Source organism: Embleya sp. NPDC005575, from assembly GCF_040605455.1.
In the GTDB taxonomy this organism is placed as follows: Bacteria; Actinomycetota; Actinomycetes; order Streptomycetales; family Streptomycetaceae; genus Embleya.
Genome location: NZ_JBEXCV010000218.1, coordinates 1 through 11,249 on the forward strand (window position 1 = coordinate 1; position 11,249 = coordinate 11,249).

Annotated in this window: 8 protein-coding genes and 2 pseudogenes; 4 read left to right on the forward strand and 6 right to left on the reverse strand. The window is 69.0% G+C overall.

Annotation, left to right across the window (positions count from 1 at the left end; translation table 11 throughout):
- Positions 1-113: 113 nt before the first annotated feature.
- Positions 114-1,055 (reverse strand): alpha/beta hydrolase, encoded by a 942-nt coding sequence (locus ABZS54_RS39305; protein ID WP_355547104.1) that lies wholly within the window; start codon positions 1,053-1,055, stop codon positions 114-116.
- A gap of 122 nt (positions 1,056-1,177) precedes the next feature.
- The gene (locus ABZS54_RS39310; RefSeq protein WP_355547106.1) at positions 1,178-2,143 is read right to left on the reverse strand and encodes a sigma-70 family RNA polymerase sigma factor; all 966 of its coding nucleotides are present in this window, start codon (positions 2,141-2,143) and stop codon (positions 1,178-1,180) included.
- 409 nt (positions 2,144-2,552) lie between these two features.
- On the opposite strand from ABZS54_RS39310, the gene ABZS54_RS39315 reads away from it, so the two are divergent.
- Positions 2,553-3,359 (forward strand): alpha/beta fold hydrolase, encoded by an 807-nt coding sequence (locus tag ABZS54_RS39315; RefSeq protein WP_355547108.1) that lies wholly within the window; start codon positions 2,553-2,555, stop codon positions 3,357-3,359.
- 70 nt (positions 3,360-3,429) lie between these two features.
- Here the strand turns inward: ABZS54_RS39315 and ABZS54_RS39320 are convergent, their stop codons facing one another.
- A complete protein-coding gene (locus tag ABZS54_RS39320) occupies positions 3,430-6,216 on the reverse strand; it encodes a LuxR family transcriptional regulator (RefSeq protein WP_355547110.1) in 2,787 nt (928 codons plus the stop codon).
- A 380-nt stretch (positions 6,217-6,596) separates the two neighbouring features.
- Here ABZS54_RS39320 and ABZS54_RS39325 point away from each other — a divergent pair, with 380 nt between their 5' ends.
- Entirely contained in the window at positions 6,597-7,397 is an 801-nt protein-coding gene (locus tag ABZS54_RS39325; RefSeq protein ID WP_355547112.1) for an SDR family NAD(P)-dependent oxidoreductase, read from the forward strand.
- 76 nt (positions 7,398-7,473) lie between these two features.
- On the opposite strand, the gene ABZS54_RS39330 is transcribed toward ABZS54_RS39325, so the two are convergent.
- From ABZS54_RS39330 to ABZS54_RS39340, 3 genes and pseudogenes are all read right to left on the reverse strand, one after another.
- A complete protein-coding gene (locus ABZS54_RS39330; RefSeq protein WP_355547118.1) occupies positions 7,474-8,067 on the reverse strand; it encodes a TetR family transcriptional regulator in 594 nt (197 codons plus the stop codon).
- 12 nt (positions 8,068-8,079) lie between these two features.
- Positions 8,080-8,407: pseudogene (locus ABZS54_RS39335) on the reverse strand (ABC transporter ATP-binding protein); the annotation flags it as partial.
- Positions 8,408-8,441: 34 nt separating this feature from the next.
- A complete protein-coding gene (locus ABZS54_RS39340) occupies positions 8,442-8,906 on the reverse strand; it encodes a hypothetical protein (RefSeq protein ID WP_355547114.1) in 465 nt (154 codons plus the stop codon).
- Positions 8,907-9,610: 704 nt separating this feature from the next.
- On the opposite strand from ABZS54_RS39340, the gene ABZS54_RS39345 reads away from it, so the two are divergent.
- A complete protein-coding gene (locus ABZS54_RS39345) occupies positions 9,611-10,078 on the forward strand; it encodes an SsgA family sporulation/cell division regulator (RefSeq protein ID WP_355547116.1) in 468 nt (155 codons plus the stop codon).
- A 349-nt stretch (positions 10,079-10,427) separates the two neighbouring features.
- Positions 10,428-11,110, forward strand: a pseudogene (locus ABZS54_RS39350) (Bax inhibitor-1/YccA family protein); the annotation flags it as partial.
- Positions 11,111-11,249 lie beyond the last annotated feature (139 nt).

Below are 11,249 nucleotides of genomic sequence, written 5' to 3' on the forward strand. Positions count from 1 at the left end.
CCTCCCGCGGTCGGGGCCGGGGGGGGCCCCTTTTTCCCCGCCGTCTCTTTTTCGTTTTTTTTGATTTGCGTCGGCCCCGGTGGGGCCGACGAACGTCATGTACCGCTACCGCCCTACAGGGTGCTGTCGTGCGGGTCGATCGTGTCCAGAACGAAGTCGCGGACCGCCTCTGCGAATAGCTCGGGTTCCTCCATATGTCCCATGTGACCGCTGTTCTCCAGCACCAGCAGCCCCGAGTCCGGGATGAGTTCTGCCAGTTCGAGACCCCAGCGCATGCCGCAGATCACGTCGTGGCGACCCACGACGACCAGCGCCGGTACCGTCAGTTCCTTGAGCGCGGCGCGATCGTCGACGGCGTCGGGAACGAGGTCCTCGTCCAGACCGGAGATGTATGTGGCCCGCACGGCATCCCGGAACGGGGACAACCGTTCCTCGTTGCCCCAGTAGTCGGCGAAGTACGACGGCAGCACGCCCCGGGCAACCGCTTCGGTCTGCCTGTCGTCGGATATTGCGCCGATCGCCGCGAACGCGGCCATCACATCAGGCAGCCCCGGGTGGCCGGCATGCCTCGTGGCGAACGCCTCGACCATGCGGGCGGCCTCCGCACCGTGCTCGGGGCCGGTGACCGGCGCGCCCTCGTACAGTACGACTCCCCTTAGCTGCTCAGGGCGATGCAAGGCGTGGTAGGCCGCCACGAACGCGCCGTGCGAGTGCCCCAAAAGGTATACCTCGGGCACGTCGAGCCGTCGGATCAGTGTCTCCAGGGAGCTGCTGTAGCGCTCCCGCGTGTACCCGTGCGGGTGTGACGGCAGGCGGCTGTCCCACGTGGTGCCCAGGGGCTCGACGTACACCATGGTCAGGTGTTCCTCGAGGGCAGGCATGCGCATGTATTCCCAGTGGATTCCGGGGCCGCCGGCGTGCGCCACGCACACCGGGCCGTTGCCGTGGACGTGGTAGCGCTGTACCACGTCGGCCAGTCGATAGGTGTGGACGCCGGGGGAAAGCGGCTCGGTGTCGGGCGGGAGGGCAAGGTTGTGTGCGCGTGTCGAGTCCATCGGGACCTCCGGGTGACAGGGGGCTTCTGACACCGACACGACGTTCGGCGGGCTGACAAGTTCGGTGGCTTTCGTGTGATCGCGCACACAGCGATTCGCGCACCGAAGAAGGGCCCGGTCGCTCAGCCGGCAGGTGACGACGGCGCTGCCTGCGGCCGGGAAGCGTGGTAGAGGGAGATCCGGTCCACACGACCGCGGTCCAGCGTCATGATCCAGGCGACACCCGGGGGGCAGTGGTTCGGATCGTCCGCCGGGTTGATCAATTCCATCTCCCACACGACCAGGGACCGACCGGCCACGATGTGGACCGGTCGCTGGCGTACGCCGGCCGAAAGGTCGCAGTCCATGCCCGTCAACAGGACGTCGGCACCGCCGAGCCGCTCGCCGCCGACCAGCAGCGAGACGTCGGCGGCGTAGCGGTCCTCGACCACCTTGTCGAAGTGTCCCCGTTCGGCGGCCGCGAGTGTGTCGTGTGCTTCCTGCCAGGATGCCTGCCTACGGCGTGTCACGTCCTCGTGGGCCGACTCCGCCGTGGCGGCCAAGGCCTGGGCCAACACTGTGCGTGCCTGGCTGAGCCGGCTGCGCACGGTGCCGATGGGCACGGCGCAGGCTTCGGCGATCTGCCGGTACGAGGTGATCCCGGTGGAGAAGTACCGCAGGACGACCGGTAGGCGCAGCGCTGGTGACAGTGCCTCGACCGCCTCCCAGACCCAATCCCGCAACGCGTGGCTCTGCAATACCTGTTCGGGGCCGGCGCCGTCAGGGGGCAGCGGTACATCCTCCACGGGCTCGACCCGCCGGGAGGCGCGCAGCAGGGTCCGGCAGTTGTTGCGTACCACCATGCGCAGCCACGGCCCCACCGCCTGTGGATCACGGATGTCCACGATCCGCCGCAGCGCCACCAGTGCCGTCTCTTGCATGACGTCGTCCACATCCGGACCCGGCCCAAGCAGGCTGAGCGCCACCGCGCGCATCCCGGGCCTGTGCCGCTCCAACAGCAGGGCGAGAGCCGACACGTCGCCCGCTTGGGCCGCCAGGGTGAGTGCCGCGTCCTCTCCCGGCCCGGTAGCCGGCGGTGCGCCGCTCATGGGTTGCCCTTCTTGTCGTGACACTCGTATTCCCTGTTCTTTTCCGCGCCCTCGACGATTGTCGGGACGGGTGGCCGCCTTCCCGGTGGCGGAGACCGGCCCGATCCACTCTGGCCGCCCGGAGGGCCCACGTACATAAGTCGGTTGACCATTTGGCAGCAGGGGCCTGCGGCGATCGTCATGACGCAAGGGCTCTACGTGGATCTTTGTCCGCTCGGATGTGTCCGGAGTCCGGGCGTCGTCACCGAGCGTCGGAGCCTGTGCACCGCGATGGGGCGGCCACATTGGGTCAGCGGTGCCGGCCACATTAGGTCATTCGACTGTCGCCCTCCGCCGATGCCCGACCGATCCTGGAACGGTCACCCGTGTGCCGGTGTCGGATGATCGTCGTGCTCGGAGGAAACCAGCCGTGAACCGTACTCCCGTCGTCTTCGTCCATGGTGCGTGGCTGCATGCGCTGTCCTGGGAGTCATGGGCCGAGCGCTTCGCGAGCCGAGGGTTTCTCACGCTCTCCCCCGGCTGGCCGGGGGAAGCCACGACTGCCCGGGGCGTCCGCGAATTCCCCGGGGCGCTCGGCGGTATCGGCCTGGACGCGCTGACCGATCACTACGCCACGATCGTGCGGTCGTTCGATGTTGCGCCGGTGATCGTCGGCCACTCGGTCGGCGGGCTGATCGCGCAGCATCTCGTCGGCGCCGATCTGGGCCGGGCTGCGGTGGCCATCGCCTCCGCCCCGATCAACGACGTCCCTTGGCCCGCCGTGCCGGATCGGCTGTGGACTCCCGCCCGAACCGACGACGCCGACCGGTTGTCGTTCCTGTCCCCGGGACGGTTCCACCACGTCGTCGCGAACACCTCCACCACGGAGGAGTCCGACCGGCTCTTCGAACGCTATGTGGTGCCGGCGCCGAGCCGCCTGCTCGCGGATCTCGGATGCGCGAGCGGGGCGCGCGGCCCGCGCACCGCGGTGGACGTCGCCAACCCGGGTCGGGGCCCGCTCCTGCTGATCTCGGGCCAGGAGGACCGGCTGGTGCCCGACTCCATCACCCGCGCGGTCTACAAGGAGTACGGCGATTCGACGGCGGTGACCCACCTGAAGCAGTTCGCGGACCGCGCCCACTCGCTGATCGTCGACGGCGGATGGCGGCCGGTCGCCGATCACGTGCTCGACTGGCTCGACCAACAGGGCATCCGCGCCGTCTCGAACGACGCCTGAACACGCCGCGACCCACGGCCGCACATCCCCTACCCCCGGTCCGTACATCACCACGCCCGGCGCCAACCGCTCAAAGGTGCGGAGCATCGCCCAGCCTTCCCAACGCGTCGCGCAGTGCGGCGCGCGAGGTGATGCCCAGTTTGGGGAACACCCGGTAGAGATGGGAGCTGACCGTGCGCGGTGACAGGTGCATCCGTTCCCCTATCTCCTTGTTGGTCAGGCCGCCGGCGGCAAGGTCCGCGATTCGGCGTTCCTGCCAGGTCAGCGCGGCGAGGTGCGCCGGGGAGGCCACCGTGGACGCACCTGTGGCCCGGAGTTCGGCCCGGGCCCGCTCTATCCACGTGGGCGCGCCGAGGCGTTCGAAGGTCTTGACGGCCAGGGTGAGCGGCGGCCGGGCGGCTTTACGTCCTTGGGTGTGTCGCAGGTGGATGCCGTGGGCGAGGTGGATGCGGGCGAGTTCGAAGGGGAAGTCGGTGGCGGTGGGGTAGTTTTCGGCGCGGTCGTACAAGTGGTCGGCTTCGGTGGGGTCGGTGGCGGTCATGGCGAGCGCGCCGTGGGTGACGAGGGCTAGGCGGGGGGAGATGTCGGGCAGACCGGCGTCGCGGGCGGCGAGGGCGTGGGCGCGGGCTTGTTCGGAGCGGCCGGTGTGGAGGGCTGCTTCGACGAGGTCGAGGAGGGTGCGGGAGGCTTGGTGGGCGTAGGGCGTGAAGGTGCCGGGGGCTGTGATGCCGATGGCGTGGAGATAGGCGGCTTCGTAGTCGCCTTCGGCCAAGGCGGCGGTGGTGCCGACGGCGTCGGTGATCTGGGTCAGAAAGCCGATGCCGCGGGGGCGGGCCCAGGCGTCCACGGTGGCCTGCAGTTCCCGGGCACGTTCGACGTCGCCGCGCAGGGCGGCCAGCAGACCCAGATACGCACGGGTGTGATGGGCGAACAGCACGTGCTCGCGCGTAGTCGTCAGGTCCAGGCAGCGCTGTCCGGTGCGCTCGGCCTCGCCCCACTCACCGACCGTGATCTGGTCGAGCATGATCAGATGCAACATCGTCATGGCGTTGGCTACGGCCCCGGTCTCCACCTCCCGGTCCACGGTGCGCTGTAGATACGGCCGGTACCGGTCGAGGATGTCCAGGTGATAGGCGGCGACCCCCAGTCGCGTCACGTCCCACGGTTCGAGTTCGCGCAGGTCAACAAAGGTAGCGTCCACCCGCCCGTGCACACCCGCGCCGCGCCGCACCACATCTCCCCAGGCATCCTGATAGATGTGCGAATGGGGGGACACCAAATCGCCCAGCGAAGCGAGCAGTTCATGGGTGCGCTCCCAGGCGGTCTCGTCACTCGCGTACTGGTCGATGGCCAGTAGCAGGTTGACCAGCCGGGTGAGCACCTCGTTCGGCTCTCGCGTTGCGCCGTCACGCGTGTTCTCGATGCCGTCGCGAATGTTCTCGATCGCCGCGACGACCTGACGCTGCGAGGACCGTACGTCCCCATCCTCGTACAGCGCGGCATAGGCCGCAGTGACCACCGAGACTGCGGACTCGGTCTTTCCGGAGGGCGTGTCGGAGCGGACCAGCCGCCGGGCCTGATCCAGCAGGCCCGCGTGCCCGGCGATGAACGCGGCGTCGCCCAGCCGCCGGGACCGTTCCTCGTGGCTCTCGCTCAGCTCCGCGGCCCGGGTCAGCCAGGCCACGGCAGCCACCGCGCCGCCCCGTCGGATGGCGGAGTCCGCGGCTTCCTCCAGCATCGACGCGACGTGTTCGTCGGGGTCGACCACCGAAGCCGCCAGGTGCGTGGCCCGCCGTTCCGGATCCTCACGGTGCACCTGGGCAAGGACGACATGCGCCGCGCGGCGCTCGTTGGGGGTGGCTGTCTGGACAGCGGTCGAACGCACCAGGGGATGTCTGAAGAGGAAGTCGCCGGTGAGCGGATCGACGTCCAGCAAACCACGATCCGCAGCCTCGTCGACATCCCGCATGCGGTATCGGATGCTCCTCGGGTGGTCGGCCGCCGTACCGGTACCGACACCGTCCAGGGCGCCGCGCAGCAACTCCGCGCGGACTGCGTCGTCGAGGGACTGGATCCGGGAGCCGTACACGTGCTGCAAACGCTGGGGCAGCGAGATGCCGGTGTAACCGAACAGTTCCTCGGCGGTGCGTGCGGCCCGATTGCTTCGCACGTACGGCGGCAGTTCCAACAGAGCCAGCGGATTTCCCTGCGCCTCGCTCAAGACCAGACTGCGGATTCGAGGGTCCAGCCCGGGGAAATGCATGTCCAGCAGTTGCTGGGAGGCCTTCTCCGACAGGGTGGTCACCGCCAGTTCCGGCAGCGCGGCGGTGTCGAAACCCGAGGGCAGGTCGGAGCGCAACACCACGACCAGCTTCACCGAGCTGCCGGTGAGCCGGCGGCCCACGAACCCGCACACTTCGGTGCTTGAGGCATCCAGCCACTGGCCGTCATCGAGCACCAGCAGAAGGGGCATTTGTGACGCAGCGAGCGAGAGCACATCCAAAACGGCGATACCGAGGGTCATGACGGAAGGGGGCGCGCCCGCGCTCCTGCCGAAGACGACGTCGAAAACCTTACGGTGGACATCGTCCAACTGGTCGATATGGGACAGCAGCGGATACAGGAACTGATGCAGGCCCGCGAAGGGCAGCTCCGACTCGGCCTCGACCCCTGCCGCCCGGATCACCCTGTGTTTCTCGTCCACCGCCACAGCGGCCACGTGTTCCAGCAGAGCGCTCTTGCCCACACCCGTGTCACCCCGCAACACGAGGGCCCGGCCTCCCGAGGCCGTTACGAAGTCGGAGAGCACCCCCTGTTCGCGTTCACGGCCGACCATGCTCTGACCGATCGACTCCATCGTCCCCACTCCCTTCGCCGCCGACCTGATGGTGTGCGCTCTGCGCGCCCACCACCTGGTTCATGGCGAGAATACGTCGTCGCGCCGTTGGGCCGTGGCCGTGGCGGTTCTTCCGGTTCCCCTCCCACGTCTCGACAGTGTGTGCTGCCGAAAGCTGCCGGCGGGTCGCCGGTGGCCGTACCCGCCACTCGCGGCACACCCAACCGGAAGACTGGAGTCCTCCGGTTTCCACGTCATCCGAACGGCCAAAAATGTTGTTGCCGTTCGCATTCTCCCGCACATGCCGGATCGGGTTCCAGCGGTGGGACGATCCCGCTTCGCATTAAAAGTCTACAGGTGCATACTTGTCTGCAAGGCACACTTCGAGAGGGAGCCAAGACATGAACCTCAATCTGACCGGAAAGCGCGCGCTCGTCACGGGTTCGAGCGTCGGGCTCGGCGAGGCCACCGCGAAGCTGCTGGCGGCCGAGGGGGCCGCGATCGTGGTCCACGGTCGCGACAAGAAGCGCACGGAGAAGGTCGCGCAGGAGATCCGCGAGGCCGGCGGGACCGCCACCACGGTGCTGGGCGACCTGGCGGACGACGCCACAGCCGTCGAGGTCGCCCGGGCCGCGGTCGCGGACGGGCCCATCGACATCCTCGTCAACAACGCCGGCTTCTACCGGCACCTGTCGTGGGCCGAGGCCACTCCCGACGAATGGCGCGACACCTACAACATCAACGTGGTCTCCGGTGTGCGGATGATCCGGCAGCTGGTCCCCGCGATGCGCGAACGCGGCTGGGGACGGGTCATCACGATCGGCGGCGGCCTCGCCTCCCAGCCGATGAGCACCCACCCGCAGTACAACGCCACCCTGGCGGCGCGGCACAACCTCGCCGTGTCGCTGGCCCGTGACCTGAAGGGCACGGGCGTGACCTCCAACGTGGTCTCTCCGGGAGCCATCCTCGTCGAGGCTACGAAGGAACTCGTCACCCGGCTCGGCCCGGCGCGCGGCTGGGGCGAGACCTGGGAGGAGATCCAGCCCAACGCCGTGAACGCCCTGATCCCCAACGACCAGGAGCGCTTCGGCGAGCCGGACGAGATCGCGGCCGCAGTCGCGTACCTGTGCAGCGACTACGCGCAGTACGTCAGCGGAGCCACCATCCGCGTCGACGGCGGGCTCATCCGCTCCGCGTTCTGAAAACAGCACGGACAAGGCACGGTCGCCGGTGCGGGACCGCGGCGATACGGCACCCGCACCGCCGCCGTTCCCGCCGTCAGGCGGGAGCGGCGGCATCCGTTTCCCCGGTCACGGGTGTGAGCATGTCCGCCAACAGGTCCGCGAGCACGTCGTTGTCGGCCGCCGCGAGCGCGGAGGTTCCCACGACGGTGCGCAGCAGCCACGTCCCCGCGACGAGGGCAAGCCCGAGTTGGGCCCGGATTTCTGTTTCCGGCCCCTCCAGCAGCCCCTCAAGCCGAGTGCCGACATGCGCCTCGATACTGCGGCGCAAGATGTCCACCGCTTCCGGGTCCGGAGCCGAGCGCAGCATCAGCAGGAACGGGTCGAGTGGTTCGGCGCCGGGCGCGGTCCGCTCGGCGAGCGTGCGCGCCAGGGAGCGCGAGAGGCCGGAGCTTTCGTCACCGATTACCGTCGGCGGTTCGAAGGCGCGGTCCACGGCCCGAGCGAACAGCAGTTCTTTCGAACCGAAGTAGCGATTGATCATCATCGCTGTCACGCCCGCGCGCTCGGCGATCTGCCGGACCCCGGCTCGCGCGTATCCATGCTCGGTGAACTCCACCACGGCGGCGGCGAGGATCGCCTCTCGTGTCGCGGCGCCGTCACGCTTGCGGGCAGGCTGCACAGCACTCATGAGCAGGAGCATACGGGGGCCTCGGAAGAGGAAGCGGGTGGAGCAGGTTCATCCGCTCCGCCTCGGGCCGCCTCGGGGCGGCGGCGAAGTTCTCCGCGACGGTTCGGTCCGGGTCCGGCGGGTCCAGGCGCTGCGACAGGTAGGCGATCCGGTCGTCGTTGCGCTTGATCTACCCGCCTTCCGAGGCGAGTTCGCCGGTATTCAGGCACATCAGGGTGGTCTTGCCGGCGGCGTTGGGACCGGTCGGTGCGATGCGCTCGACGCCGCGGACGGTCAGGTCGGCGCCGCCCGCCGCGAACACGCGCCGGGCGCCGAGATGGATTTGCATCCCCTCGCCGACCTGCTCGTGATGCCCCAATCCCGCGCCTCGCACCTCACCTGCCGCCTCGCGGAGCAGGTTCGCGGGCGGGTCGCTTGGCTTGCAAGGGCCCCGCGAAGGACTTGCGCAGGGACGACGGGGCGGCCAAAGGAAGCAGCGAGGCGAGCAACTTGCCCTTGAACGTGTCCGGTTGCCGCGTCAGCTCGACGTCGACCCGGGTGCCCTCCTCCTCGCGAGTCATTCGGATGACCCAGCCACCGCCGGCGCCGAAGAGCTTGGAGTCGAGCGTGGTGATGGTGACCGTGTCCCCGCCCGGCTCCCACTCGTAGCGCGCGCGTTCCCACGCGGCGGCGGTGCCCTCGGTGACCTCGGCCCAGGTGTCACCGGCTTCGTGGACCTCGAAGTGTGCGGCGTCGATCGAGGGCCAAACCTCGGGGCGGGAAGGGCCGAAGTCGGTCAGCACCCCCAGCACGTCCTTTGGGCTGAGCACGGAGACGAGTTGGATTCGTACGACTGTCATTGGGCATCCCTCATCAAAAAAGTGACCGCTCTGACCGGTGACAAGAGGCTTCCATGTGCACGAGTCACCTGTCAAGACGGTGACGTCCGAGGAAGCGCAGGAGGCCGCCCTCTGTCGGGATGGGTGTCTGCCACGGCGTGACGAACTCCCTCGTCAACTTCCGTGCGGCCGGGTCGAGCCCGGCTTTGGAGTTCGCGGTCGGCTTCGGCGCGGAAGGCTCGTCCGCGTTCTGCGACCGAGGCCCGGGGGTGCGGTGACGCCACCGCACACCCGTCCGGCGACCGTCAGTTCGGGGCCCGCCGCGACAGTGCGTCGCGCAGCACCACCCGCGACGCGCTGCCAGGACCGTCGCCCACTTGCCGCGGTGGTAGTCCTCCAGACACAGGTGGAGCAGGGCTCCGATGTGCCGGCGCGCCGGGCCGCTGTCGCGCCCCTGCCGCACCAGCCGCCAGGCCACCTCGCGAACCGCCGCCAGCCGGTCCGGGTACACCGCGGCGGTTCCCACGCGGACGATCCGGGCGGGATCGGTCTCGGTGGTCGTGGCGTTCTCCGCTCGCCCGGCGGGCGCCCACTCCCGAGAATCCACGTGGCTCCGTCATCCGCCGGCACGGGGAAACCTTTGACCGTCAAGTGACCGATGTGCGGTTCCCCGTTCCGGCGAAGAGTTGTCATCGCAGTCTTCGACCCACCGAGGGGAACTTGTCATGCACCGTGATCAGTCACAACTGCGGGCGCGTTCGGCGCCCGAGTACCTGCCTTCTCTGCTGCTGGACCTCGATCAGATGCTGGACGAGTTCACGCGGTGTCCCATCCGGGCGGAGTTCCACTTCGACCCGGACATGCCTGCGGTGATCACGGTCGAGTTCCTGACGGAACGAGGGCCGAACCTCTCCTGGCGTATGGGCCGGGAACTGCTCCACCTCGGGGTGACCGCGATGAGCGGTTGCGGTGACGTGCGGATGTGGCCGACGGCCCCCAGCGCGCGGCCCTCGTCGTGGCTGCTTCTCGAGTCGCATGAGGGGGAGGCCCTGTTCGAGGTGCCCACGGGGCCGTTGTCGAATTGGATCGACGCCACCTATCGGATCACCTCGGCCGAGGCGGAGATGGACGGTCTGAACTGGGATGGCTTTCTCCAAGAGTTGCTCGACGGCCCGGGGACACCGCCGGAATGACCGCGACCGGACGCAGGCAGGGATGACTTGCCCCACTTACGCCACCTATCAGAGTGGTGATGAATAGGTTTTTCGTCTTCCACCCGCCGGATGGCCGATGTCGCACGTGTGCCACCTCGGGCGACCGACAACAACGTTTTTCGCAGACCGCATGTGCGGCAGACGAGGAGGAACGACGTGAGGACCGGCAACCCGATCCTCTCCCGCTGGGAGACCGGTCAAGTGCGCGCATCCGTGCGGCACCCGGTGGGCACCGCAGTCGACGAACGACCGGTGGACGACTATCCGGCCGATCCCCACGGCACGGTCGCGAACCCCGGCGCACCCGGAGGCGCGGGTCGGCCGGACCGCGCCGACCATCGACGACGTCGTCGTCCGCACCGCGACGACGCTCGGCACCGTGGCCCTGACGGCGGCGCTGTCCTGGCTCCTGCTGCCCGTCGACGAGGCGAACGTCGGCCGGTCCTACGGCATCGCCGCGGGTGCGGCCCTCGTCGCCGTCATTCTCACGATGGTCCAGACGTTCAAACGGGCGCCCGTCCCGGCGCTGATCCTCGGGTACGCGGCGCTTGAGGGCGTCTTCCTCGGTGTGATCGCCGGCGCGACCTCGACCTACATCGCGCCGGGCGTGGTCGTCCAAGCGGTGCTCGGCACCCTGGCGGTGTCCGCAGGTGTGCTCGTCGCCTACCGAGGCGTTGGATCCGCGTCGATCAGCGGTTCGCCGGCTTCGTCGCCGCCGCCACGATCGGTTTCCTCCTGCTACTCGTCGCCGACCTTCTCTTCTCCGCCTTCGGGGCGGGCAACGGCCTCGGATTCGACAGCGGCGGCGGCCTGGCCATCGCCTTCGGCATCATCGGCATCCTGCTCGGCGCCGCGTTCCTCGCCCTGGACTTCAAGCAGGTCGAGGACGCCATTGCCGATGGCGCGCCGCGCGAGGATGCCTGGTTGTCCGCCTTCGGTCTCACCATGACGCTGGTGTGGATCTACCTGGAGGCGCTGCGCGTGCTGACTCTCCTGAACAGCGACAACTGAGTTCTCCGACACCGGAGGGGGGGGGGGCCCCCCGCCCCCCCCCCCCCCGGGGTGGGCGGGCGGGCCCGCGGATGGCGGGGCGCCCCCCCCGCGGGGCCCCCGGAGAGACGGCGAAAGAACCCCACCCCGGCGAACCAAC